Annotated in this window: 24 protein-coding genes; 17 read left to right on the forward strand and 7 right to left on the reverse strand. The window is 41.1% G+C overall.

Annotated elements, in window-relative coordinates; all coding sequences use genetic code 11:
* The first annotated feature begins 5 nt into the window (after positions 1-5).
* From B6A27_RS08180 to B6A27_RS08230, 11 genes are all read left to right on the forward strand, one after another.
* The gene (locus B6A27_RS08180; RefSeq protein ID WP_236631817.1) at positions 6-1,073 is read left to right on the forward strand and encodes an LLM class flavin-dependent oxidoreductase; all 1,068 of its coding nucleotides are present in this window, start codon (positions 6-8) and stop codon (positions 1,071-1,073) included.
* Positions 1,074-1,338: 265 nt separating this feature from the next.
* Positions 1,339-2,112 (forward strand): alpha/beta hydrolase family protein, encoded by a 774-nt coding sequence (locus tag B6A27_RS08185; RefSeq protein ID WP_080861450.1) that lies wholly within the window; start codon positions 1,339-1,341, stop codon positions 2,110-2,112.
* A gap of 72 nt (positions 2,113-2,184) precedes the next feature.
* Positions 2,185-2,355: a DUF4083 family protein gene (locus B6A27_RS08190; RefSeq protein WP_080861307.1), complete on the forward strand. Its 171-nt coding sequence runs from the start codon at positions 2,185-2,187 to the stop codon at positions 2,353-2,355.
* A gap of 80 nt (positions 2,356-2,435) precedes the next feature.
* The gene (locus tag B6A27_RS08195) at positions 2,436-2,894 is read left to right on the forward strand and encodes a YoqH family protein (protein ID WP_080861310.1); all 459 of its coding nucleotides are present in this window, start codon (positions 2,436-2,438) and stop codon (positions 2,892-2,894) included.
* Between the two features lie 346 nt (positions 2,895-3,240).
* On the forward strand, positions 3,241-5,307 hold the full coding sequence (locus B6A27_RS08200) for a BglG family transcription antiterminator (protein WP_080861313.1): 2,067 nt from the start codon (positions 3,241-3,243) through the stop codon (positions 5,305-5,307).
* A 236-nt stretch (positions 5,308-5,543) separates the two neighbouring features.
* Positions 5,544-5,825, forward strand: a complete 282-nt coding sequence (locus B6A27_RS08205) for a PTS sugar transporter subunit IIB (RefSeq protein ID WP_044742463.1) — start codon at positions 5,544-5,546, stop codon at positions 5,823-5,825.
* A gap of 19 nt (positions 5,826-5,844) precedes the next feature.
* On the forward strand, positions 5,845-7,221 hold the full coding sequence (locus tag B6A27_RS08210) for a PTS ascorbate transporter subunit IIC (protein ID WP_080861317.1): 1,377 nt from the start codon (positions 5,845-5,847) through the stop codon (positions 7,219-7,221).
* A gap of 88 nt (positions 7,222-7,309) precedes the next feature.
* Entirely contained in the window at positions 7,310-8,152 is an 843-nt protein-coding gene (locus B6A27_RS08215; protein ID WP_080861320.1) for a transketolase, read from the forward strand.
* Positions 8,149-9,111, forward strand: coding sequence for a transketolase family protein (locus tag B6A27_RS08220; RefSeq protein ID WP_080861323.1), 963 nt, complete (start codon positions 8,149-8,151; stop codon positions 9,109-9,111). The genes B6A27_RS08215 and B6A27_RS08220 overlap by 4 nt, the downstream gene beginning before the upstream one ends.
* A gap of 260 nt (positions 9,112-9,371) precedes the next feature.
* Complete coding sequence (locus B6A27_RS08225) at positions 9,372-9,929, forward strand: GNAT family N-acetyltransferase (RefSeq protein ID WP_066149958.1); 558 nt, start codon at positions 9,372-9,374, stop codon at positions 9,927-9,929.
* Positions 9,930-10,222: 293 nt separating this feature from the next.
* On the forward strand, positions 10,223-11,545 hold the full coding sequence (locus tag B6A27_RS08230; protein ID WP_080861326.1) for a TIGR00366 family protein: 1,323 nt from the start codon (positions 10,223-10,225) through the stop codon (positions 11,543-11,545).
* A 106-nt stretch (positions 11,546-11,651) separates the two neighbouring features.
* On the opposite strand, the gene pdxR is transcribed toward B6A27_RS08230, so the two are convergent.
* Positions 11,652-13,103 (reverse strand): MocR-like pyridoxine biosynthesis transcription factor PdxR, encoded by a 1,452-nt coding sequence (pdxR, locus tag B6A27_RS08235; protein WP_080861330.1) that lies wholly within the window; start codon positions 13,101-13,103, stop codon positions 11,652-11,654.
* A gap of 240 nt (positions 13,104-13,343) precedes the next feature.
* On the opposite strand from pdxR, the gene B6A27_RS08240 reads away from it, so the two are divergent.
* Together B6A27_RS08240 and B6A27_RS08245 are read left to right on the forward strand one after the other, a co-directional pair.
* On the forward strand, positions 13,344-13,964 hold the full coding sequence (locus tag B6A27_RS08240; RefSeq protein WP_080861334.1) for a LysE/ArgO family amino acid transporter: 621 nt from the start codon (positions 13,344-13,346) through the stop codon (positions 13,962-13,964).
* A gap of 385 nt (positions 13,965-14,349) precedes the next feature.
* Entirely contained in the window at positions 14,350-15,705 is a 1,356-nt protein-coding gene (locus B6A27_RS08245) for an Nramp family divalent metal transporter (RefSeq protein ID WP_197431026.1), read from the forward strand.
* Positions 15,706-16,182: 477 nt separating this feature from the next.
* On the opposite strand, the gene B6A27_RS08250 is transcribed toward B6A27_RS08245, so the two are convergent.
* A complete protein-coding gene (locus B6A27_RS08250) occupies positions 16,183-16,476 on the reverse strand; it encodes a hypothetical protein (RefSeq protein ID WP_080861335.1) in 294 nt (97 codons plus the stop codon).
* Between the two features lie 633 nt (positions 16,477-17,109).
* On the opposite strand from B6A27_RS08250, the gene B6A27_RS08255 reads away from it, so the two are divergent.
* Complete coding sequence (locus B6A27_RS08255) at positions 17,110-18,693, forward strand: Vga family ABC-F type ribosomal protection protein (RefSeq protein WP_080861455.1); 1,584 nt, start codon at positions 17,110-17,112, stop codon at positions 18,691-18,693.
* A gap of 4 nt (positions 18,694-18,697) precedes the next feature.
* On the opposite strand, the gene B6A27_RS19375 is transcribed toward B6A27_RS08255, so the two are convergent.
* Together B6A27_RS19375 and B6A27_RS08265 are read right to left on the reverse strand one after the other, a co-directional pair.
* Positions 18,698-18,997 carry a cysteine hydrolase family protein gene (locus B6A27_RS19375; protein ID WP_311975619.1) on the reverse strand — a complete coding sequence of 100 codons (300 nt, stop codon included), beginning with the start codon at positions 18,995-18,997 and terminating at the stop codon, positions 18,698-18,700.
* A gap of 208 nt (positions 18,998-19,205) precedes the next feature.
* Positions 19,206-19,673: a carboxymuconolactone decarboxylase family protein gene (locus B6A27_RS08265; protein WP_080861336.1), complete on the reverse strand. Its 468-nt coding sequence runs from the start codon at positions 19,671-19,673 to the stop codon at positions 19,206-19,208.
* Between the two features lie 122 nt (positions 19,674-19,795).
* Here B6A27_RS08265 and B6A27_RS08270 point away from each other — a divergent pair, with 122 nt between their 5' ends.
* Positions 19,796-20,263, forward strand: coding sequence for an Lrp/AsnC family transcriptional regulator (locus B6A27_RS08270; protein WP_080861340.1), 468 nt, complete (start codon positions 19,796-19,798; stop codon positions 20,261-20,263).
* Between the two features lie 230 nt (positions 20,264-20,493).
* Here B6A27_RS08270 and B6A27_RS08275 read toward each other — a convergent pair whose 3' ends face one another.
* Together B6A27_RS08275 and modB are read right to left on the reverse strand one after the other, a co-directional pair.
* Complete coding sequence (locus B6A27_RS08275) at positions 20,494-21,159, reverse strand: ATP-binding cassette domain-containing protein (RefSeq protein WP_080861343.1); 666 nt, start codon at positions 21,157-21,159, stop codon at positions 20,494-20,496.
* 53 nt (positions 21,160-21,212) lie between these two features.
* Complete coding sequence (modB, locus tag B6A27_RS08280) at positions 21,213-21,887, reverse strand: molybdate ABC transporter permease subunit (RefSeq protein WP_080861346.1); 675 nt, start codon at positions 21,885-21,887, stop codon at positions 21,213-21,215.
* Positions 21,888-22,182: 295 nt separating this feature from the next.
* On the opposite strand from modB, the gene B6A27_RS08285 reads away from it, so the two are divergent.
* Positions 22,183-23,118: a helix-turn-helix transcriptional regulator gene (locus B6A27_RS08285; protein ID WP_080861351.1), complete on the forward strand. Its 936-nt coding sequence runs from the start codon at positions 22,183-22,185 to the stop codon at positions 23,116-23,118.
* A gap of 204 nt (positions 23,119-23,322) precedes the next feature.
* Positions 23,323-24,123, forward strand: coding sequence for a molybdate ABC transporter substrate-binding protein (gene modA, locus B6A27_RS08290; protein ID WP_369818763.1), 801 nt, complete (start codon positions 23,323-23,325; stop codon positions 24,121-24,123).
* A gap of 305 nt (positions 24,124-24,428) precedes the next feature.
* On the opposite strand, the gene B6A27_RS08295 is transcribed toward modA, so the two are convergent.
* Positions 24,429-26,468, reverse strand: coding sequence for a molybdopterin oxidoreductase family protein (locus B6A27_RS08295; RefSeq protein WP_080861354.1), 2,040 nt, complete (start codon positions 26,466-26,468; stop codon positions 24,429-24,431).
* Positions 26,469-26,865 lie beyond the last annotated feature (397 nt).

A 26,865-nucleotide genomic window follows, 5' to 3' on the forward strand; every position in this document is an offset into this window, starting at 1 on the left:
GGAGAGTGGGATCTTTGCAATTTTCGATTTGGGGTTCTAATCTTTCGGGCGGTTTTTTGCGTGCAAGAGTAGAAGAAAATCAAGAATGGAGCTTCGACTATAATCGGAAGCTTGTAAAGACGGCGGAACAGCTCAATGTAGCCTCTGTTCTGTTTCCGGTCCGCTACATTGGGAGCATCGGGGGGCATTCGCCAGAAAAGCATGGACAGCTTGACCCATTGGCAATAATCGCAGCTCTAGCAGCAGAAACAAAAAGAATTCATTTGATTGCAGCGGTACTACCGGCTTTTATTCACCCCGCTACATTAGCCAAAATCGGTGCTACTATCGATAGGATTTCTAATGGAAGATTTCATATTAACCTTGTGAGTGGATGGTTTAAACAAGAGCAGGAAGCGTTTGGACTTGAATGGATTGCGCACGAGGAACGGTACAAACGCTCTATAGAGTATCTCGAAGTGTTGAAGGGGTTATGGACACAAGACCATTTCTCATTTGATGGAACCTATTACAAAATTAAAAATGCGACATTGCTTCCAAAACCAACTCAAAAGCCTTATCCCGCGATTTATCAAGGAGGGAATTCTAAAGAGGCACAAGAAATGGCCGGGCGTCTCTCAGATTATTACTTTATGAACGGCGCTCCAATCGAAGAGCTAAAAAAACAAATCCAATCCGTTCGTGCGATTGCCAGCCGATACGGACGCTGGATCAAATTTGCTGTCAATGCGTTTGTTATTGCCAGAGCAACAACAGATGAGGCGCTGTCAGAGTATCAATTCATTATTGATAACGCAGATGAGGCTGCTATTGAGCAGTTGCAAAAACGAACAGAAACAAAAGGAATGTGGAAGAACGCGTCTGTTCTACCCGATTTTGTGGCTAATAACGAAGGATTTCGAACCGGCCTTATTGGCAGCTATAAAGAAGTGGCTGAAAAAATCAATGCTCTTCAAGACATTGGAATTGATAAAGTGCTATTAACCTTTCGTTTCCCTTTAGTTGAGCTTCCAGAATTTTACGATCATGTCGTCCCTTTGCTTCATCCAAAATCGGTAAAGTATCCATCATAAAAATAAAGAAGGAGAGAAGAATCGATTGTTCTCCTGATTTCTAAAAAAGAGAATGAAAGAGTTCCACTCAACCAAGTTTGTTCGCTTTCTCAAGCGACAAGCACCAACAAGGAAATGGAAGGAACGCGCATATCTAGGTCGCTAAAAACTCTCAATGATCTATTTTTTGTATCGCATTCTAAACACCTGAAGCATCGACAATCCGCAGAGAGGAGAATGAACATTGCTAAATTGCATACCGATTACTTGGAGAAAAGAACGTTTAATGGCCTCCATTCATTATCCTGATCCATCCTTTTCAATGGCAAAAGCACCAGTTGTGATTATTTGTCATGGATTTATTAGTACACGTATCGGCGTCGATCGATTGTTCGTCCAAACAGCTGATCATCTCTCGTCCCAAGGAATGGCGGTGATCCGCTTTGATTATGTTGGGTGCGGAGAAAGCAGCGGAGAATATGGAGATAATCGGTTAGATGATCTGATCCATCAGACAAGAACCGTCATTGACTACGTCACAAGCATAAAATCATTTCAAAACCATACGATTACATTGATTGGCCATAGTCTAGGCGGCGCTGTGGCGCTGCTTACAGCTGCTGTAGATCCAAGAGTACAGTCTCTTGTGCTTTGGGCTCCATCTGCTCGCCCTTATCATGATATTACACAAATTGTTCAGCGACAGATTGGATCGACTCATGTTACGAGAACAATCGACTATTGTGGTTATCGATTGAATCCAAATTTTTTTGCTTCTTTAGCAGAACACGATCCATTGTCAGAGGCTGAGAATTTTCAAGGGAACGTCTTAGTTGTGCACGGAACGAATGATGAAGATATTCCTGTAGAAACTTGCTATTCCTATGACCGCGCCTTTGCGATTCGCCGAAAAGGAAAGTACACTAAAAAGATCATTTCAGGCGCCAACCATACCTTTTCATCGATCACGCATCGAGAAATGCTATTGGAGACAACAAGCGATTGGATCAAACAAGAACGATCTATCAACAACTGCACGCTTAGATCAAGCAATCTTTAAAAATACGTATAAGATTTCTTCTCCTACCGCATCACTCCTTATGGTACAATAAGGAAAAAAAGGAGAGTTGACATGCAGTGGGGAGACATCATCTTTTTGCTGTTGATGCTCGCATTATTTGCGGCTTTCATAAGTGCGATCTTTTGGGCAACCCAATCATTAGGGAGAAGCAGAGGCTCTGAAAGTCAATTAGCTCAAATAGAAGAAAAACTCGATCGGATCATTGATCTGCTGGAGAAGTAAAGCAAAAAATAGCGGATGGATGGTATAAGGACGTAAAAAAAGAGAAACACTAACCCAAAATGAACGGAATGGAGGTACATATGCAACGGGTCATTTTGGGATTAGGGTTAATCGGGCTGATGACTGTAAGCTCTCACCACACTTATGCAGAATCTGAACGATCTTTGCCATGCAGCATGATTTTGCCATCTGTAGATCAGCGAAGTAAAAATGCAAACGGAGCCGCTCTGATTTACAAGGTGAAGCTGACGCCAAGTTTTCCGCGAACAAGCATCAGTATCCACGCTCTCCATTTGCCCGCCCCTAGCACTTTAGGAAATTACGATACGTATGAAGGGTTTGCTTTTATTCCAGGAGAAATTAGCTGGCGATTCAAGCTCCAGCCCATCCAAGAAAAGCATGGTTCGATATGGGCGGGAAAAATAGAGGATATTACCGCTCAAATGACAGGAGTGCAAATACAAGTGCGCCCATCCAATTCAAAAACGAGGCAATTAGGAGCTCCTGTCTTAACGAACCATGTGAAATATTGTAAATGAATATCGAAAAATAAAAAACAGCTGGCTGTTCATAGCCAGCTATTTTTATGACAGAAATGGCAAATGAACAATTGATCGATTCACTTATGATCTTCGTGTTGTATACGTATGATGAATGACGGCACTTGTCAAAACTCACGGTCGGAAGGCCAGCTGTTGCCGGCTACACGGGGACAAATGTTGAGGGAGCGAGGCGTTGTATATTTTGCTCAACAAGCACCATGGGTTAATCGTATAATAGATTGATCACAATGATTCATTGTCTCAGAAACATTCATTGTGCCAAACCATCCGCCACATTGTATCCGCTTTCACTTATACTATAACTAAAGGGAGGAGCTGCCTCATGCTTGATAAAAAAAATTCGGAATTATTTCAGCTGCTGATGTCGACAAGGCCGAAATCTTATCCGATTTTTATTGAAACCCATAGCTTGAGCGCAAGGCGCTTTTTTTACCATTTGGAAAAAATTAATGATTGGCTGAAGCAAAACGATTTGCCGGAAATCGATACAAAGCAAACAGAGCTGATCATCCCAAGTCAGCTGATTGAGTATTGGAAGAGCCAACAGATGAAAACAAACCCCATCCATAGGAAACAGGTTCATTTTGATGAACGTGAGCGGGTTTTGATTTTATTGCTTTATACCTTTATTCGAACAGAGCTGATTTCAAATGCGCACTACCAGTTTTTATTAAACGTCAGCAAAAATACGGTTACTACTGATGTTAAACGCGCCAATGAGTTCAGCAAAAAATTCAGGGTCAAGATCCGCTATACGAGAGAACAAGGTTTTCATTTAAGAGGATCGGAAGAAGACAAACGAAATTTAATGCTAAAATGCATTTCTATGTTTTCGTCTCATCCTTCTAAGCATGAAATCTTTGAATATCTTTTTAGGAAGCAGGGGCATCAAGATCAATTTACAACTTACGAAAAACATTTAAAGAACGTGGAAAAAGCTTTTCGCTTAACCTTTATTGAAGAAAGAATGTTTGACTTTATTTACCTGCTGCAAATGATTCACATTCGCCAGCATCAACAAAAATGGGTTCAAATTCACTCTGATACGAACCAATTTTTACAAAAGCATGATATGTATCCAGTCGCTCTGACAATCCAACAAGCTCTAAATGAAAGCACACAAGCTGAAGAACTCGCTTATTTAACCATTCTGTTATTAGGAATTACCCAAGGACAATTATCGCCAACATCGACCGAGCTGCTAACTTCTATGACGGAAAAAATTATCAATGATTTTGAAAAGTATGCGTGCTTTCAAATAAAAAATAAACCAAAAGCGATTGAAGTGCTTTATCGTCATTTTAAACCAGCCTATTATCGCATGCTGTATAAAATTCCAATTACCAATCCGCTATTAGAGGAAATTAAAGAAGAGCATGCAAGCTTGTTCAGCTTTGTATCAGAAGTGATGAAGCCCATTCAAGAAATGCTTAATATCGATATTCCCGAAGATGAGATTGGGTTTTTGACGATTCACTTTGGTGCTTTGCTTGAACAAAATGCACTTGAAGCCAAAAACAAAAAACCGATACGAGCGGTCATTGTTTGTTCTAACGGTATTAGTTCAAGTTTAATGGTTGAAACTTATTTGCACTCATTATTTCCAAATTTCCACTGGCTTTCGCCTATGTCAAAGGATGCGTTTTCCAATCTGGATGAGCGAGACTACGATATCGTGTTTTCTACGGTTCCGCTGCAAACAAGTAAGACGCTCTTTATCGTTAAACCGATTATGAACGAAGCGGAAAAAAAGCTTCTTCATCATACGGTAATGCAGCAACTATTTACCCATTCAACTCCATATCCGACACCGGAGCAAATTATAAAAATTATCGAAAAATATTGCGTGGTGCAGCATGCAGAAAAATTGAAAGAAGACATTACGGCCATGTTATATGGACAGCCGAACAAAACCAACCTGAGGAGGAGACAACCGTTGTTGAATGAGCTGATTACAGAAGAAATGATTCAATTCGAAACAGGCATCTCCGATTGGAAGAAAGCCATTGCTAAAGTGGCAGAACCACTGTTGCAAAACGGATATATTCAGCCGTCCTACATTGATGAAATGATTGGAAACGTCGAGAAGTTAGGACCATATTTCATTGTCCATCCAGAGCTAGCGATTCCTCATGCTAGACCGGAATGCGGGGTACAAAAATTAGGAATGAGCATTTTAAAGCTTGATGAGCCTACTTATCTATTAAATGAAGAAAAAAATGCAGTCAAAGTGTTGATTTGTCTTGCAGCCATCGATAATACAACACATCTCAAAGCTCTCGCTCAGTTAACGAAGCTATTAGGAAATAAAGAAAGCCTTCAAGCACTTTTTCAAGCGAAAGATAAAGCCGAGCTTTTACAGCTTATTCATCAATATTCACTGACTTAATGCATGAATGAAACTTCATGAAATAGAGAAAGGAGGCGAAGGGCCAAACTTCATATACGAATATTTTCATAGACATGGAATTGATGCCGTTTTTCGGCCGGTCGGATGGTTGGACCAAAACTGAATATAGGATGAAGAGAAGCGAAAGTCATCTCTGACCATCAATGTTCCAGAGGTCATAAGATTATTTTGTAAAAAACTATTTGATTCCAATAATTTTTTAGGAGGGATTTAGATTGAAAATTTTAGCCATTTGTGGATCCGGTCTTGGAAGCAGTTTTATGCTGGAAATGAATATTCAACAAGTATTAAGGGAGCTAGGGGTTGATCACATCGAAGTCGAACATTGCGATCTCAGCTCCGCTACAAGCGATATGGCTGATTTGTTCGTGATGGCTAAGGATATTGCAGAAGGCGCCAGCCATTTGGGAGATCGCATTATATTAGATAGCATTATCGATCAGGAAGAAATGAAAAATAAGCTAAAACAGAAGCTGGAGGAATTAGGAAAATTATAATTATAAGGAGGGGGTTCATGTGGGAAATGCGGTATTAAAGTTTGTGATGGATATTTTAAGCGAGCCGGCTGTATTAGTTTCCATCATTGCGCTAGTTGGACTCGTCATTCAAAAAAAGCCTGCCAGCGATATCATTAAAGGAACCACCAAATCGTTTTTAGGCTTCATTGTTATCTCTGCCGGGGCTAGCATCTTAGTGAGCTCGCTTGATCCTTTCGGCAAAATGTTTCAAGAAGCTTTCCACGTCAATGGAGTGGTGCCAAATAATGAAGCGATTGTGGCGATGGCATTATCCGAATACGGATCATCAACCGCTCTTATTATGTTTTTTGGAATGATTGCTAATATTTTAGTCGCGCGCTTTACAAAATTAAAATATATTTTCCTAACGGGACACCACACCTTGTATATGGCGTGCATGATTGCCGTGATTTTAGTTGCTGCGGGATTAAAAGGATTTCAGCTCGCCTTCGTCGGTTCTTTAGCGCTTGGTCTGATCATGGCGATTTTCCCAGCGCTGGCGCAACCGTTTATGAGAAAAATCACAGGAAATGATCAAGTCGGATTTGGCCATTTTAGCACGCTCGGGTATGCCTTATCTGGGGCGATCGGCAGTCTTGTCGGCAAAAATTCGCGTTCAACAGAAAAAATAAACTTTCCAAAAGGGCTCGGTTTTTTAAGAGACAGCTCTATCAGTATTGCATTAACAATGACCATCCTTTATATCATTGTAGCCATCATTGCTGGACCGGACTACATCGAAAAAAATTTAAGCGGCGGGAAAAACTTCATTGTCTTTTCCATCATTCAAGCGATTACGTTTGCCGCGGGAGTGTTCATTATTTTATCTGGAGTTCGGCTTGTCCTAGCAGAAATTGTTCCTGCGTTTAAAGGAATTTCGACCAAGCTTGTTCCAAACGCCAAACCAGCTCTTGATTGCCCCATTGTGTTTCCATATGCACCAAATGCGGTATTAATCGGATTTTTTTGCAGCTTCTTAGGTGGGATCGTCGGCATGATGATTCTTGGAATCGCCGGTTCGATCATTATTTTGCCCGGGGTTGTTCCGCATTTCTTCACAGGTGCGACAGCTGGCGTATTCGGGAATGCTACTGGTGGAATACGGGGCGCAACCATTGGATCTTTCGCCAATGGGCTGCTGATTACTTTCTTGCCGGTGTTCTTGATGCCGGTGCTAGGAGATTTAGGGTTTGCCAATACCACCTTCTCTGATGCCGATTTTGGGGCTTCTGGCATTGTGTTAGGTTATATAGCGAATGATTTAGGTTCAGTAGGAATTACTGTGACGATCATCGCCGCTGTCGTCATTGCCGTCGTCCTTTCTTTTATTCGCAACAAGAAAAATGCTTCTCCTGATCATACCACCAACGTTTAATGTTGGTGGTTCTCTTCTTAGAATGGTCTGCTCCCGGTTTTATTTTAATAGCTTTTTTGCATCAGTCATGATGAAGGAGGAATCAAAGATGAGCGAGCTGGAACGATTTCGCGATCAAATCAGATTATGGACATTAAAGCAGCTATATGCTTTAGGGTTCGGCCATTATGGAGGAAGCCTTTCAATTGTTGAAGTCCTAGCTGTGCTATACGGCAAAATCATGAACATTTCTCCACAACAAATGCACGATGAACGGCGTGATCGTTTTATTTTATCAAAAGGGCATGGCGGACCAGCCCTTTATGCGACATTAGCTGTCAAAGGTTTTTTTTCATATGATCTGCTCTATACATTGAATCAAACTGGGACCCGTCTCCCTTCTCATCCCGACCGCAACTTAACACCGGGGGTAGAAATGACAACAGGTTCGTTAGGACAAGGACTTTCGGTCGCTGTCGGTGTTGCCTTATCACAAAAATTATCTGACTTGCCGTCTTATACGTATACGATTGTGGGAGATGGAGAATTAAACGAAGGCCAGTGCTGGGAAGCGATCCAGTTTGCGGCTCATCACAAGCTCCATCGCCTATTTGTCTTTGTCGATGACAATAAAAAGCAACTGGACGGCTGGACCAAAGAGATATGCGATCCTATTGACTTTGTAGAGAAGTTCCGCTCTTTCGGCTTTTGGGTGCGCCGAGTGAACGGCGCGAGCTTGGAAGAGATTGAAGCAGCCATTCAAGCGGGAAAACAGCAAACAGAAAAGCCCGTGGCGATCATTCTCGATACGATTAAGGGCCAAGGCGTGCCGTATTTAGAACAAAAGGAGGACAATCACCATATAAGGCCATCAGACGAAGACCGTCAAGCGATCGAGGAAGCGATTTATGAACTCGAACAAAAATGTTCCACAGAGGATGTGATCAGATGAGCCTAAAGTACTGGCCGTTGGAATTAGAAGAAAAGGAAATGCGCCAAATCTATGCGGAAACGCTTTTAGAGCTGGCGCAAAAGGATCCGCGCGTGGTCGCCTTAGAAGCAGATTTAATGAGTTCGATCTCCACCAATAAAATCCAGTCGTTTATTCCAAAGCAACTAATCAATTGCGGCATTATGGAAGCTCATATGATGGGAGTGGCGGCCGGCTTCTCTCTAACTGGAAAAATTCCGTTTGTTCATACATTTGCTCAATTCGCGACAAGACGAGCCTTTGATCAATTATTTGTATCATGCGCATACGCCCAATTAAATGTAAAAATTATTGGATCTGACGCGGGAGTGACGGCAGAGCACAACGGTGGAACTCATATGGCTTTTGAGGACCTTGGTCTTGTAAGATTGATTCCGCATGCGACCGTTTATGAAGTCAGCGACAGCACCATGTTTCGCGCACTGCTTAAACAAATCTATCAAGAATACGGGATTCATTATATTCGCACCATCCGTAAAAAAGCGACGCGTCTTTATACAAATGGTGAATCCTTTCCAAAAGGAAAAGGCAAATGCTTGCGCCAAGGTCGTGACGTCGCTATCATCGCATCCGGAATTATGGTGGAAGAAGCATTGAAAGCAGCGGAACAGTTAGCCAACCGAGGAATCGAAGCGATGGTCATTGATATGTATTCCATCAAGCCGATTGACCAAGATTTGCTCATACATGCGGCTCAAAAAACAGGATTGATTGTCACAGCCGAAAATCATAATGTCATTGGCGGATTAGGGAGTGCCGTTGCTGAAACGCTGATGGAAACATATCCGGTTCCAGTATACCGTGTGGGGGTTCGTGAACAATTCGGTCAAGTTGGAAAAATGGATGAATTAAAAGAGGTTTACGGGCTAACAGCGGAACAAATCGTCCAAACGGTAATGAAGAAATGGCCGAAAGAATAAGCTCATTTATGGTGGTGTTTTCACAGCAAACTGGCTTGAAAACGCTTGGCAAACAAGGAACGTAGCCGTTCGAATCTCATGCTGAGAGGACGACAGTGACGCAGAATAAAATCGTTTATCAAGAACTTGAAACACGCATTATATGCGTGTTTTTTATATCGAACAGGATTTCAAACGAACAAGGAGAATGTAAGAATGGGGACGGCCAACCGTTTCGTGGCATTCTTTTTTCAGGAAAGGATAAAGATAAGGAGGATCGCATCATGAGAGTCTACGAAACCGATCGCTTGCGGTTAAGAGAACTAGATGACACATTTGCTGAAACCGTGCTGAGGTATTATGAAAAAAACCGAGATTTTCTGCAGAAGTGGGAGGCGGACAGACAAGAACATTTTTTTACATTGGAATATCAAGCCAATCGATTGCGTCAAGATTTAGAACTAGCTAAAGCAGGAAATTTGCTTAAGCTTTGGCTGTTTCGCAAGGATGCTGGAGATGAGGCACCAACCATTGGCTGCATCAGTTTTAGCCATATAATCCGCGGCATTTTTCAATCGTGTATTTTAGGATATAAGCTGGATCAAGAGGAAATAAAGAAAGGATACATCACGGAAGCACTGAAAAAAGGAATCGACATCATCTTCAATGAATATCGGCTTCATCGAATTGAAGCTCCCATTATGCCCAAAAATAAAGCCTCCATTCGAGTAGTCAAAAAACTTGGATTCGAATGTGAAGGGATCGCCAAAAAAATGCTCAAAGTGAACGGAAAATGGGAAGACCACATCAGATGGGTGTTATTGAATGACCAAGTGTAAGGATATGGACAATTGGCTGCGAATATTTTTAAAAAGGTGCTAATGTTTAAGACAAAAAGGAGGTGATGGTCTGCCTTCATTACGTTACGTCATCAGCATGAAGTCGGATAAGATACTCTAATGAACAGGCCCTATATCTAGTTATAATAATAAATAAACAGTGAAGTAGTTTCAGTTCATTCTCTCCAAATATTTGAGAAATTGAAAAATTAGGAACAAATACACTGTTAATTTGATAATATTTTATTTATTTATAATAGTATGAATATTCATGTTGTAAAGGAGAGAATGCTGTGAAAGTATTGTCCAATTTTTTTACTGTACTCGTTCAAAGGTTTTTGCCAGATCCTTTTGTCTTCGCGTTGATTCTAACCGCTATTTTGTTTATATCCGGGATCATCTTCACTCCCCATAGTCCACTCGAGATGGTTCATTTCTGGGGAGATGGTTTTTGGGACTTGCTGGCATTTGCTATGCAAATGAGCTTGATTTTAGTAACAGGGCACGCTTTAGCAAGTTCACCGCTTGTTAAAAAAGGACTGCAAAACCTTGCCGGTGTTGCTAAAACGCCTGCTCAGGGAGTCATCCTCGTAACATTAGGAGCGGCGATCGCTTCTTTAATTAATTGGGGATTTGGCTTAATTGTCGGCGCTTTGTTTGCCAAAGAAGTGGCAAAACGAGTGCCAGGTTCTGATTATCGTCTGTTAATTGCAAGCGCTTACATAGGGTTTTTAACGTGGCATGGCGGACTTTCTGGGTCGGTTCCTTTATTAGCAGCCACACCCGGTAATCCGATGGAGAAAATATCCGGGATCATTCCATTAAAGGAAACCATTTTTACCGGTTTTAATTTGTTTATTACTGTCTCGCTTCTTATTGTTTTACCGATTATGACAAGATTCATGATGCCGAAATCACACGAAGTGGTAACAATTGACCCAAAACTGCTTGCTGAAGACCAAAACAATATACCATTGGCAGCGATAAGCGAAAAGAGCTTTGCGGTGCGGATGGAAAACAGCAGAATCTTAACCTATCTCATCGTTGCGCTTGGGTACGCATATTTAATTTATTACTTTGTCACAAATGGATTTAAAATGGATGTCAATACCGTTAACTTGATCTTCTTTTTTACGGGTTTATTATTACACGGCACGCCTTTATCGTATATGCAAGCAATCACGAATGCTGCCCGCGGCACAGCTGGCATTTTAATTCAATTTCCTTTTTATGCCGGAATCCAAGGGATGATGGAGGAATCAGGATTAGGCGGCATGATTACGAATGCCTTTATCTCCATTTCTAATGAACATACTTTTCCGATTCTCGCTTTTTTAAGCTCTGGCTTCATTAATTTCTTTGTTCCATCTGGAGGAGGGCATTGGGTCGTTCAAGGACCTTTCATTATGCCGGCAGCTGCTTCGTTAGGAGTCGATCCAGGTATTGCCGCAATGGCTATTGCGTATGGCGAGGCATGGATGAATATGGCACAGCCGTTTTGGGCGCTGCCAGCTCTTGCGATTGCGGGGTTAGGAGTCCGAGACATTATGGGATATTGCGTAACAACGTTATTAGTATCGGGAATTATTTTTATAGTCGGACTGACATTTTTCTAATTTTTTGTAAATAAAAAGAAAATCCTCCTTGTATGTCAAAGGAGGATTTTTCATTGTATCGCATCGGTGGACGAAGGAAAGAGGTAAAATAGATGATAGAAAAGAGTTATAAGGTTAGTTGACGAATCACTTCTGACAAACGAAAGATGCCGTTTTCAAGTTCATCCAAGGATGCATAGGAATAAGAAAGCCGAAGATACTGGGTTGCATGATGATCGTAGACATTTCCCGGATTTAACAAAATTCCGTGCTCTAACGCTTTTTCAAAAAGCTTTCTGCTAGAAATCGGAGGTAATAAGCGCAGCCATAGATAAAAAACGCCCTTAGGAACAGACCATGTGGCAATGTCGAAAAAGTGCTTTTGTAACGAATTAATCATGACATCTCTGCGCACCTTCAATTCTGTTCTGACTTTTTCTAAATGTTGGTGATACAATCCACTTGATAGCCATTCCGCCGCAACCCATTGAGATAAGGAACTCGATCCATAATCCGTTTGCATTTTAATATCTGCTAGTCGTTCAATGACAGGCTTTGGTCCGACCATCCAGCCGATGCGCAAACCAGGACTCAATGTTTTCGATATGCTGCCTAAGTATAGAACAAGTCCGTTCTTATCAATAGTTTTTAAGGGGAGAGGCGGCGGTGAATCTATCCAGAGTTCTCGGTATACGTCATCTTCAATAATTGGCAGCTGCTCTTGTTCACATACGTCCATGAGTTCTCTTCGTCTCTCTTTAGACATCAATATACCTGTTGGATTATGGAAAGATGGAATCGTATAAAGTAGTGAAGCATTCTGTCTCTTCTTTTGTTGCGCAATCATTTTTGCTTGAACACCATTTCCATCTAAAGGAAGCCCAAATAACCGCATGCCGGCGGATTGAAACACATGCAGAGAATACAAATACGATGGCTTCTCAAGAAAGATGGTAGAACCCCGATGTAATAAACCTATTGAAATCAATTGCAATGCTTGTAGGGCCCCTGACACAATCAAGATAGAGGATGGAGAAGCCTCGATTCCGATCGTTTTTAAATATGTACTAAGTTGTTCTCTCAGAAAAAGCAATCCTTTCGGTTCTTCGTAACCAAGCGAATCTATGCGGTCCGATACCCGATTCATGATTTGTTTCATCATCTCACGCGGAAATAGATCAGGAGAAAGCTCTCCTGTCCCCAATCGAATGATGTTAGGAGCAAATTCTGCTTTATTGATTTCCTGTATCGTAGGTAAATTAGGCGGATGAATTCCTGCCTGCACATAAGAGTTCCAATCGGGGGGCGAGGCAGACATCATCAAAGACCACGTATTGTTGATCACCTTCGTACCGCTTCTGCTTTTTCCTTCGAGCAATCCCTCTGAGATTAATTCTTCCACAGCCGTAACAATAGTGCTGCGGTTGACGCCCCATGCTTGAGCCAATGTACGCTGCGGAGGAATTTTCGTCCCTACAGTCCATTGTCCTGTTTCAATCTTTTCTCTTATATAGTCCTTAATTTGAATATAAAGAGGGATTGGCGATGATTTATCAGGCTTCCAATCCAATTCGATCATGCAACATTCTCTCCCTTATAAAAATAATTTGCTAGAACAATAGAATAAGCTCGTTGATAAAACTTCCCCGCTTGGTTTAGAGGCGAGAGACTTCCCCGGAGGGGGGCTATGTTAATTCTATTTCTTGCTTTGATTCTATATTTTGGTTGGGATAAAATCCATCTAATTGGTTGGAGACAATGATGGCTATCCAAGTATAATCATTATGTATCAATCGCACGCAAGGAGGGAATAGATAGAATGGCAGAAGCTTTTATTCATGGTTTTATTCTTGCATTGGGGTTGATTCTCCCGCTCGGTGTCCAAAATGTTTTTGTTTTTAACCAAGGAGCTCTTCAGCCTCGCTTGATTCAAGCGCTACCGGTTGTTTTGGCTGCTTCGCTATGCGATACATTGTTAATTATGCTTGCTGTTTTCGGTGTATCTGTTGCGATCTTAGGTTCATTTTGGCTTAAAACCATACTGATGTGTGCTGGTCTGTTATTTTTGCTATTTATGGGATGGAACACTTGGAAAAGCACTCCGGCCGATAGCAGCAAACAGATAGCCGAGAAAGCTTTTACCCCTTTGAAGCAAATTGCATTCTCCGCTTCGGTGTCGCTGCTGAATCCTCATGCAATTCTTGACACTATCGGGGTGATCGGAACAAGCTCACTCAGCTATACGGGTTCAGAAAAGATTGCGTTTACGGCCGCATGTATCATTGTTTCATGGGTATGGTTCATCCTTTTAGCATTGATGGGAAAACTAACAGGGAAGCTAGATCCATCTGGACGACTGCTGCGAATCCTTAACAAGGGCTCGGCCTTAGTGATGTGGGGAGCGGCTATATATATTGGTTTGATGGTAGTGATGGCGTAGACACACTTCCAACGGACGTTTTTATAATAGGTTGACAAATGAAAAAAAGATTTATCCATTTTTTTAGAATAACAGATGCTTATATTATCAACAAATACAGATGTTTTGTATATGGAAAGCATGAAATGATGAAAATCTTCTTGTAAAACATCGTTTAGGACAGGGAACGTTGTTCAACGTTATTTTCTTGACTTAAAAAATTTCCGATGTACAATTTATCTAGTTAACGTTTCTTTTCTCTTTACATATATTAGAAGATCGAACGAATCTTTTTTCACTCTGACGAAGGCCGTTAAAGTCGGTCTGTTTTATCAGCAAATTTTTTTGCAATAAAAGTTTGCTCTGTACAAAATATTTAGTGAACACCAATCATGAGGTGGCCATTATGAATAAAAATCATAAAAAACTGCCGACTGCAGTTGAAACTGGATGGAGAAAGCAACGAACACAACCAACGTTGCCTGAAGTCTATCGAAGTTTGCGCATTCCCAAAACGGGATCTTGGTTCAAAAAGTTTCTTGCGTTTGCCGGGCCAGGGTATTTAGTGGCCGTGGGATATATGGATCCTGGAAACTGGGCGACCGATATTGCCGGGGGCTCGCAGTTTGGATACACGCTTCTTTCCGTCATTTTACTTTCTAATTTAATGGCAATCTTGCTTCAAGCCTTAGCCGGGAAGCTTGGAATTGTAACAGGAAGAGATTTAGCACAAGCCTGCCGCGATCATTATAGCAAACCTGCTGCGATCGTATTGTGGATATTATGCGAGTTGGCTATTGCGGCATGCGATCTAGCAGAGGTCATCGGTTCGGCCATCGCGCTGAATTTATTGTTTGGTCTTCCGTTAATATATGGAGTCCTGATCACCGCCGTGGATGTACTGGTCGTACTGCTATTGCAAAATAAAGGGTTTCGTTATATCGAAACATTGGTGATCGTTTTAATTGGAACGATTGGCGCTTGCTTTGCAACAGAAATCTTTCTTTCCAAGCCGGATGTCGGCGGTATATTGAAGGGATTTGTTCCAAGTGCCGAAATCGTCCACAATCCATCGATGCTTTATATCGCAATTGGTATTTTAGGCGCGACCGTCATGCCGCATAATCTATATTTACATTCTTCCATTGTACAAACGCGCCAATATGAGCAAACACATGCAGGAAAACGGCAAGCCATTCAATATGCTACATGGGATTCGACCATTGCCTTGTTTTTTGCCTTATTTATTAATGCCGCCATTCTCATTGTTTCAGCTGCTACCTTTCATCAAGCAGGGATGAAAGAGGTGGCGGAAATCAGTGATGCTTATCATTTGCTTGCGCCGCTGCTCGGAACGACGATGGGAAGCATTTTGTTTGGAGTTGCTTTGTTAGCTTCTGGACAAAACTCGACATTAACAGGAACGTTAGCGGGACAAATTGTGATGGAAGGCTTTCTCAACATTCGTCTTCCTGGTTGGTTAAGAAGACTTATTACCCGATTGATCGCGATTATCCCAGCTGTGATCGTTACAGCTCTTTATGGTGAAAGCGGAACGGCTCAATTGCTTATTTTCAGTCAAGTGATTCTCTCTTTGCAGCTTTCTTTTGCCGTTGTCCCTCTTGTCCAATTTACAAGCGATAAAAAGAAAATGGGGGAATTTGCAAATCCATTATGGCTCAAGGCTCTTGCTTGGGCCGTAGCGATCATCATTATCGGCTTAAACGGATACTTGCTGTTTCAAACGTTCTTCGAAGCGTAACTCACGTACCCAAAGCGATGGAACGGGAAGTTTTCCATCATGGCTGCGATGAGACTATCACAAGAATAAGGTTTGCAAAAACAGGGAGACTCTTTCTCCATTGTTTCCATCTATCGATGAAAAGCCGAAAACGTGCAGCTGCACAGTTGATCGGCTTTTCATCATGTAATGCAACTTTGAACCCTGTTTGAAGTCGAATGATAGAGGCAAACTGGTGATGTGTGATCATTTGAGAGTGAATGTTTAGCCTTTTTCGCTTGACACATTCTCATGTTCCTTGATACAAAATAACGGATATGAAATGTGGAAAAGCGCTTTGGCGGTTGAAGCGGGAAAAGATTCCAGTAGTCGGACGCTATTGAGAAGAAAGCAGTGGCTAATGCAAAGTAGAAGCTGATTTTATGCTCCGTTTGTGTTTCACGGTACCATTCGTTTGCAAGAGTCCGCACAGAGAACCGTTCAATAGGCGGAATGAAATTAGTATATGTTGAGAACATTTTTGACTCGCTTTATTTCTTTTTTGTTTTCAAACAACTCTTCCACGAGAATTTTTTGCCCGTTCGCTACATCAGTCAGTTGTTTATCCATCTGGACAATCTTTTGCTCAACTTGGCTGAGCTGCTCATTGATTTCCGTCAGCTGATGATTTGTTTGTTCAAAGCGTTGATCCATTTGTTCAAAGCGTTGATTGGTTTCTTCCTCATGATTTTTTAGCTGCTCCGCCAGTTCTTTAATCGCTTGCAAAATCATTTCATTTGTAATTTCCGCCATGAATATGCTCCTTTCTTCGTTTTCAGTATCTTGATTATTATAACATATTCCCGTCATTTCAACATGAATCTATTGACATGACAATCAGGCGATCAATGGTGTCTCTCACAGGCTTATTGCGTCTTAACAAATTAACTAGCTTAAGAATCCCAGATAAGCTCAGCAAACATCCAGCCAGTACCGTTTCAAATCCGGAAACGGACAAATTAGTTCGATCTGATTGGTGAATTTGCGGGGTGTATGCTGGAATCGATCCTCCTGATGATGGAAGAACATCACTCTTCGTTTATGTATAAGAGAGCCCGTTTGGATATACAACATTTGACAATGATTAAGATATTGTTTAAAATCAAGGCGAATCAATACGAACGGAAGGGTGAATCGACGAACATGAAGTGCTAATCCTATTTTGAAAAGACGTTAATTGAAGGCATTCTTTAGCGGAAGACGATTTCTGTTTTCTTTGTGTTGCCTTCAGTTAAAGTTTTCAGAATAGGATTGCATTTCTATCGTTTGTTGCACCCAAATAGAGTGTGCCTCTTTTTGGTGTCTGACGATGTCCATGCCTCCTATTCTGGAAACGGATAGGGGGCCTTTTTGTCCCCAAAAACACAGAAAAATGGGGATGATGATATGATGCTTTTAGAAGCATTGAATGTGAAGCACTATGTAAAAGACCGATTATTGTTTGAGATCGAACGATTAGCCATTTATGAAAATGACCGAATTGGCTTAGTTGGCAAGAATGGCAGCGGAAAAACGACATTGTTGAACATATTAGCGAAAAAGATTTCTCCAGAACAAGGAAGCGTGTTATGTCGCGCTCAATGCGGGCTTTTGCCGCAGCTCAAAAGAATCGATGCGATCAAAAGCGGGGGAGAAGTCACACAGTCATACATGAATGACCTCTTTTCAAAAGCGCCGAAGCTCTTATTGGCGGATGAACCAACAACCCATCTGGATCGAGAGCATATTGAATGGCTGGAAAAGAAACTAAGCCAATGGAAGGGAGCTTTGGTCATTGTATCCCATGATTGGGCCTTTCTTGATGCCCTTTGCACAACCATTTGGGAAATGGACGAAGGAAAGATCAAAGAGTATAAAGGCAATTACAGCGATTACTTGGAACAAAAAGAGTTGGAACGCCGCAGACAGCAATCCGCTTATGAACAGTATGAAAAAAAGAAGCAAGCGTTAGAGAGAGCATTGGAATTAAAAAAACAAAAAGCAGAAAGAGCAACAAAAGCTCCCAAAAAGGTGAGCCGGTCAGAAGCAAACATCATGGGTGCTAAACCATACTTTGCCAAAAAACAAAAGAAGCTGCAAAAAACCGCCAAAGCGCTGGAGACTCGATTAGAAAAGCTGGAAAAAGTGGAAAAAATAAAGGAAACGGCTCCCATCAACATGAGTTTGCCCGATGAAGAAACCTTTCAAGATCGCATCATCATACGTGTTGAGGAGGTTACGGGTGTCATTGGCCAACGTGTTTTATGGGAAAAAACTAGTTTTCATGTACGCGGCGGAGATAAACTGGCAGTGATCGGTCCAAATGGGAGCGGAAAAACGACACTTCTTAAAAAAATGATTCATCGGGATGACGGGATTGTCATTTCGCCAATCGCGAAAATCGGATATTTTAGTCAAAACTTAGATATTTTAGACGTTGAAAAGTCGATTTTAGAGAATGTACAATCCACTTCCAAACAAGAGGAAACACTGATTCGTACCATTCTTGCAAGATTGCATTTTTTCAGAGATGATGTGTATAAGCCAATAGGAGTTTTAAGTGGCGGCGAACGGGTAAAAGTAGCGCTGGGCAAATTATTTGTCAGTGATGTGAATACACTCATTTTAGATGAACCGACGAATTTTCTCGATATTGAAGCAGCTCGTGCATTGGAATCGCTGTTACAAGAATATAAAGGAACCGTCATCTTCGCCTCGCACGACCGCCGATTCATTGAAAATGTCGCGACAAAAATGCTGGTCATCCAGGACAAAGTCATTCAATGGTTTGATGGCACCTATCAACAATATGAACAACATGTCCGTCAAAAAGATCGCCATGCGGATACGCAAGCAGATCAACGGCTCTTACTTGAAACGAAAATGTCAGAGGTGCTCAGCCGACTAAGTATGGAGCCAAGTGAAGAACTCGAGAAGGAATTTCAGTTGCTTTTAGAGAAAAAACGGAAGTTGGATAAGGGAATCAACTAATTGATCACTCATCGACGAATAGGTGGAAGAGCGCGTTATCGTTATAAAGGATCTGCGAATTTGCATGAGGAAAGGAGCTTGGTGATTCCAAGCTCCTTTTTGTAAATGGGCGTGCTTGGCACTCTATCGCGTCTGAAACCAGGTAGGTATGAAACCCTAAGTTGTTGCTCATTCTGGCAGTAGTGGAGACACAATGAGGGGTCGTTAAACCGGTAATCACCACATGATTGATATCGTGATCTTTTAAGTACTGTTCCGGCTTTGTCCCTATAAAGGCGCTGTTCCCGTTTTTTTGAATGATCACTCTTCGTCTCTCGGCTTGACAATCTCCTTAAATAAGACCCCATTGCCGTTGGCCCATAGGGGAGAATCAGGAATGAGTAGATAGATGCTAGACGTGTATAATAGGCCATTTTCGTTCTCTCCATATTTGGAGTAGACGGTAGAGGTTTTTCACGGCATCTGGATTATTACGTTCTCCCCATTTTTTATTCTCAAAGCCTTGTTGTACATCAATAATCATGAGGGTTAATTTGTTGCTTTGCTTCATTTTTATCTTCCTTCATTTTTTCATTTGGCTGTAAGTTCATCATGGCACCAAAATATTGCGAGGCGGTTGTAAAACAAATAAATGCGCATAGTTCGCTAATTTCTGCATCGCTAAAATCTTTTTTTAAGACGGAAAAGAGCGAATCCCCGATTTGTCCTTGTTGTTGGACAAACACCTCCGCAAATCCGATAGCCAGTGATGCTTTTTCATCAAATAAATGCGGTTCCGGCTTTCCTTTTGCTTTGCAGTATTCACAACCATTGTTTTGAGCAAGCATGCGCCGCACTTGTTCTTTCAATTGGGACGAAAGAAGACCATTTTTTTCAAGTTCTTCGCCTAGCCGCCTCCATGCTTCCATAATGGTTGGATTGTGACCGAGCAATTGTTGAAATGGGGTTTCTCCATATAAGGAAAATGAAATTCTAGCCATTGATTCCATCCTTTCTTTTTTCTTTATTTTAAAAGGTTTGAAGTGTAATTGGTATTTAATATAAAATGAATTTGTTAAAAAAATCATTCATATGAAACAAAAAATAAAGGAAGGGTTTACAAATGAAAATAGATGAGATTGACTTACACATCCTTGCAGAGTTAAAGAAAAACTCCCGTTTGTCCATGAGAGAGTTAGGAAGGAAAGTCCGCTTATCGCCTCCTTCGGTTACCGAAAGAGTGAAAAGATTAGAGGAACATGGAGTGATTGAGGGATACACCATTCAAATCAATCGCAAAAAACTGGGATTTACGATCGACTGTATGATGGAAGTGACGATCAAAAACGGGGAATATAAGCGATTCAAAGAGTTTATTGAACAGTACCCAACCGCATTATCTTGTTATCGTATTGCCGGACGAGCATGCTATATGGTGATGCTGACGGTGAGTCGATTAGAGGAAATCGAAGAGTTTATTAATGACATTTCTGCCTTTGCCACCACTCTTACCCATATCATCTTCTCGGAAGTGAAAATAAACAATCATTTAGAAGCACGCACTCCTTTACTGGGTTCGGATGAGAAATAAGATATAATTAGATTGAATTACATTCCCGAATGTTAAATGTCTTTTATATTTGAACGGTGAATGTCTAGAGAAAAAGGGGTTCAAACACGCTTTCATCAAAGTTGGCCGCGCTCACTAACGTTTTTCATCGAGAAACCTCCCGTCTCTAGACGAAGGATGATTCCTGATAATAAGAGGGAGGCTTTCTCATGATTTAAGAGATGGATCTTTTAGAATATGAGAAAGCATGTTCAGTTTGTTGAGGATGAATAAGTCGGGGAAAGGTCCGCTTTCATTTTATCGTCATGAATTTTTCCTTCATGTAAATATAAGATTCGATCCCCTAATTTTTTTGCTTCCTCATTATGGTGTGTTACTAGTATAATAGGAATCCTCCAATGTTTATGGATACGTAATAATTCCTCATGGCCTTTCAACCTTGTTTGTTCATCTAAAGCAGAAAAAGGTTCGTCTAAAAGCAAAGCATCCGGCTCGGTGGCGATGGCTCGAGCAATAGCGACCCGTTGTTTTTCACCACCTGAAATCTCAGATGGATAGTTGTCTCTAAGATGATCAATTCGCAGCTCTTTCATTAATTCTTTTGCAAAGCTTTCGTTTTTCATACCATAAGCAATATTTTTCCAAACCGTCATATGCGGAAAAAGCGCGTAATCCTGAAATACATAGCCAATATTTCTTTTTTGGATCGGGACAAACACCTTCTTATGTTGAAATAAAATCGTGTCATGGAGCTGGATGCTTCCGGCAGTGGGCTTACTGATTCCAGCAATACAATTTAAGATGGTCGTTTTCCCAGATCCAGAAGGGCCAAAAAGGACAACAATCTCATTTGCTACCGAAAAGTTGACATTTAATTCAAAATGGGAAAGTTTTTTTTGGATATCGACGACAAGCATAAGAAAAACTCCTTTGCGCAATACCAATAAGGTTTCGGATTCACGTGCTGCTTTTATTTGTGTATATGTTTCATCATGTTCTTTTTGCTCCACCAATTAAGCCATAAAATAGCACTAAAGCCAAGGCAAACGATCATTATCACCCAAAATTTTGCTACCTCCATATTTCCTGACTCCACGGCAAAATAGATGGCGAGAGGAATGGTGTCGGTAACGTTCGGAATATAACCAGCGATCATGAGGGTAGCGCCGAATTCTCCTAACGCTCGGGCAAAGGATAAAACGAGGCCAGATAACAAACCCGGCCATGCAAGCGGAAAGGAGATCGTCCAAAACACTCTCCATTTAGAGGCTCCCATCGTATAAGCCGCATTTTCAATATTTTGGTCATACTGCTGGAACGCTGCAGCGGCACTTTGATACATTAAAGGGAAGGATACAACTACAGCTGCAATCACTACACCATACCACGTGAAAACAATCTGGAAATCAAACCAATCAAGCAGTAATCGGCCTATAAACCCGTTTTTACCGAATACATATAATAAACCAAACCCCACAACGGTAGGGGGAAGCACAAGCGGCAATAAAATGACCGCTTCTATCATACTTTTTCCTCTAAAGGAACTACGGCTGATCAATCGCGCCAACACAACCCCGGCAATAAAGACGATCAGCGTTGCGATGGTAGCTGTTTTTAACGAGAGTATAAGCGGAGAGTAATTCATGGTTTCCAGTCACCTTTTAAATATTTCATGATTATCAGCTTCAGCGTAGAAGGAATGATATAATTATAATAAAACACAAGTTGTTATGCTCTTTCCTTGGACAAGACCGCCAGCGTTCATTATTCGGCCGCCAGGGCAGGCGAAAAATCAAACGGTCGCTTCATCGAAAAAGAGATACATGACAGATGATCTATATCATCAACTATAAATGATGGTATGGAGGTTATCAATATATTATATAAAATTAAATTTAATTACTTATAATCAAACTTTTCAATGGAGGAGTTAAGTGGTTATGGAAAAAAATCATTCTTATACAACCGAGGAAGTTGCTAACATATTAAAAGTTTCCAAATTAACTGTATACGATTTGGTGAAAAAAGGGCGATTGCCTGCTTATCGTGTCGGACGGCAAATGAGAATCGATCCTTCTGATTTAGAAGAGTATATCAAACGGTCAAAAGGAAAGCTACAGCCATTCCATCATAAAGAAACAACAAGCGACACACAAGAGTATTTGCAAGTAAGGCGATTAGTCATAAGTGGTCAAGATATCAGTTTAGATATTTTGGCTAACTACTTAGAAACATCCTCGAAGAAATTTCGTCCACTGCGTTCTTATACCGGGAGCTTGGAAAGTCTTATTTCCATGTATCAGGGCTATTCAGACATTGTAAGTACACATTTAATAGAAGGCGTTTCTGGTGAATATAATGTTCCCTATATCAATAAGATACTCGTGAATTTTCAGTATATCGTCATTCGACTGCTGGCTAGGAGGGCAGGCTTTTATGTCAAAAAAGGCAATCCATTGAATATAAAGCATTGGGAAGATTTAAGAAAAAAAGATATAAAAATGGTGAACCGTGAAAAAGGAGCTGGCGCTCGAGTTTTACTGGATGAAAGTTTGAAAAAATATCGCATCCCTGTATCTGGAATCAATGGTTACGATGACGAGGTAACCAATCATGTCAGTGTCGCAAGTGCTGTCGCCAAAGGGAGAGCGGATGTCGGCGTCGGAATTGAAAGGGGCGCTAATCTAGTGAAAGAGGTTGATTTCATTCCGCTTGTCAACGAAAAGTATGATTTGGTGATTTTAAAGAATGAGGAGAATCGAGAATTAATAAGTCAAGTGCTGCAAATTTTAAGCTCTGACAGCTTTCGAAATGATTTGGAAGCATTAGGCGGCTACGATTTATCACAAACAGGACAGGTGGTTTATGAAACATGAATCGAGTGATATCCAGCCAATTTAAAGCTGGAATGAAGGGCAGCCAGAGTTCTCTCTTGAAAACTCTGGCTTTTGTTTTCCATATGATTTAACATTTTTTATATTTAGTTATATCTTATATAATTTAAATATATAATGTACAAAATGATTTAAAATAATTATAATTAGTGTTATTAATGATAGATGAAGAAAGGAAGGAACAGAATCATGAAGCATTCGATTCGCGTGATCATGAGTATGTTTTTGTGTGCTTCTTTCCTCTTTCTTTTTGGTTGTACGAATCAAGAGGAAAAACAGGAAGCGAAGCAGACCGTAAAACTAACCATCTCAGCAGCATCCAGTTTACAAGACGCGCTGACGGAAATCCAGAAACAGTATGAGAAGGAACACAAAAATATCAAATTATCCTTTAACTTTGGAAGTTCTGGCGCACTACAGCAGCAAATCGAACAAGGAGCGCCAGTTGATTTATTTTTCTCAGCTGCTGAAGATAAATTTCGCCCTCTCGTAGACAAAGGATTGATTAACAAGGAAGAGAGTAAAAATTTGTTAGGAAATGAACTCGTTTTAATCGTTCCGAAAGACAAAGCAGGTACTATAAAAGATTTTCCGTCTTTAGGAGACGGCAACATCAAACAATTGGCCATCGGGAATCCTGAAACAACTCCAGCAGGCCAATACGGAAAGCAAACATTGTCCAAGTTAAATCTTTGGACAAAATTAGAAGGGAAAATCGTGTATACGAAGGATGTGCGTCAAGTATTATTGTATGTAGAAACAAATACGGTGGATGCGGGGATTGTATTCAAAACGGATGCCCAAATCTCTGATAAAGTCAAAATGGTTGACACAGCAGCTGGTAATACGCATGATCCGATTATTTATCCGGTCGGGATCATAAAGAATACGAAGCATAAAACAGAAGCGACAACTTTCTACCAATACATACAGACAAAAGAGGCTCGCCGAATCTTTGAAAAATATGGATTTAAGATTTTGAAATAAGCGATGTCCCAACAGTGGTTAAGAACACGATAACGCACATGTGTTCAAGATGAATCGATCCATTAACGGCTATTTATTATATCGCATAAGTGATTTTACCAGTTAAGGATAAGTAGAAATTGGAACGGATCACCCATGCAAAGGCAGCATCCTATTGTTTCAACGAACAAAGGCAAGTCAATGACTTGCCTTACATCACATCAAAAACAAGCAAAAAGATGCATCCTCGATTTCAACCTTTGTGTTTGGTGTGAAAAGAGGGGAGCCGTGGTGCACCTATTCACGCCAATAATCTCCTTTTCATCCTAACATTTCTCCACATCGACACGTCCTGAAAAAAAAGTGGCTCCACCGCCCATATCGGCGATCCGATCTGGAGTAAGGGAGTTTATTAAACGTTTCGCGCCTGGAGAATCTGCCCAAAGCCCTTGCGTGACAACGACACCAGGAAGCACATGTTCTCCAACAGAAACTTTCAATATACATTCCCCGCGATCATTCCACACCCGGATTTGGTCTCCATCCTGAATCCCTTTCGATAAAGCATCTTGGATATTCATATATAAACGCGGTTCTTTTTCGAAAGAAATGTGTTTTTCGTGATTCGAAAAAGTGGTGTTTAAGAAATTATGATTGGGACCAGGCACAAATAAAAATGGAAAGTCTCCATCATTAGCAATCGGTGTATAGGTTGGCAACGGTGGATAGCCATCTTGTTCCATTTTTCTCGAATAAAGTTCAATTTTTCCGCTTGGAGTCGGCAGCTTTCCCGGCAGCAACGGTTTGACATTTGCTTTTATATACTGCTTTTCCACCAATGCTTCATAATCGATTCCTTGCAAAAAAGGATGATTTGGGTTATCCAAGGCTTGCCTAATCATTTCCTCTTCGGTTTCGTATAAACATGAATCCTCAAAGCCCATGTTTTTCGCAAGCAATTGAAATACTTCGACATTGGATTTGGCCTCTCCATACCGTTCAATTACAGGCTGCTGGATTTGAATATAATGGTGCCAGTATGAGGTATAAAGATCCGTATTTTCGAATGAAGAGGTGGCAGGAAGCACAATATCTGCATATTTGGCTGTTTCTGTTAAAAATAAGTCATGCACGACGACAAAAAGATCTTCTCTTGTCAATCCTCTCCTTACCTTATTGCTATCCGGGGCGACCACTGCCGGGTTTGTACCATACACGAATAAAGATTTGATCGGCGGATCTTGTTCCAATAATGCCCGGCCGAGCAGATTCATGTTAATGATTCGCGTATCCTTCTTTTGCAGCAAATCCGGGCGCTGCAAGCTCTTTTGATTAAGCGCCAAATAGCCGCTATTGGATTTGATCGCTCCGCCGCCTTTGACAAGCCATTGTCCGGTCAAGGCAGGAAGGCAAGCGATGGTCCGGATACACATGCCTCCATTGTCGTGATGCTGAAGGCCATTGCCAATTCGAATAAAAGAAGGTGTTGTTTGCCCATACCATCTAGCAAGCTGATAAATATCTGCAACAGGAACACCTGTTACTTTGGAAACCGTGACAGGGTCGTATTGGACGACATGCTCACGCAATTCTTCATGTCCGACTGTATATTTCGCCAGAAAGTCATCGTCTACCATATTTTCCATAAACAAAATGTGCATCACGCCTAAAGCGAGAGCCGCATCGGTACCCGGCAAGATCGGAATGAACCAATCGGCGAACTGGCCGGTTTGATTTTTATGAACATCAATAACAATGATCTTTGCTCCGTTTTTTCGGGCTTTTTGGGCCAATACTACTTGATGCATGTTCGTGCTGACCGCATTGATTCCCCAGAAGATGATGAGTTTTGCATGAATCGTATCTTCCGGATCTGTTCCAAAGCCGCCTCCCATTGTATATTGAAGTCCTTCTGATCCAGCTGACGAACAAATGGTTCGATCCAACAGGGAGGCGCCCAACCGATGGAAAAACCGCCGATCCATTCCTTCGGCGCTAAGTCTCCCCATATTGCCATAAAAGCTATACGGAAGAATGCTTTCAGGTCCTTCTGTTTCAATCAGCTCTTTCCATTTTGCCGTAATGGTCTCCATCGCTTCGTCCCAGCTGATCCGCGTAAATTTTCCTTCACCTTTAGCCCCTGTACGTTTCAATGGATATTTCAAGCGCTTGGGATCGTAAATTCGTTCGGTCATATTCCGCACTTTATTGCATATATTGCCTTTTGTCACAGGATGATCCGGATCTCCTTGGATTTTCACGATTTTTCCATCTTGCTTATGTACGAGCAACCCGCATTGATCGGGACAATCCAGAGAACAAACGGACGGAAATACACCTGTTGGCTGCTGCACAAATGGTTCCATCTTTTTCTCCTTTCCATTATTCCAGATTGTAAATAAAGCCATGTTTACACATCAGTTAAGATGCTTAATATGATAAAATAATTTGAAAAGTAAGGCAATCATAATCGATAGGCTTTTTAGATCTCTCATTTGTTTTACAGAAAAAATGCAGAAAGCATGAAGGAAAGATTTATAAATGCAACGGAAAGGTGATGAACTTGTATGAAAAAATATGTTTTTTAAATACAGAAAATAAGAGATTAAGTGTAGCCATCTTTCGTGTTATAAAGTTTATTGATATCATGATTACGTATTTCCTGACAAAAGCCTTCCGCCTCTAAAAGCGGAAGAACCTTCTCTCGATGATTAGAAGGAGATGGATGGCAGTCGGCATTAGCCAAAATGATTGAAGAATAAG

It is taken from the genome of Anoxybacillus sp. UARK-01 (assembly GCF_002075365.1).
GTDB classification, from domain to species: domain Bacteria; phylum Bacillota; class Bacilli; order Bacillales; family Anoxybacillaceae; genus Anoxybacteroides; species Anoxybacteroides rupiense.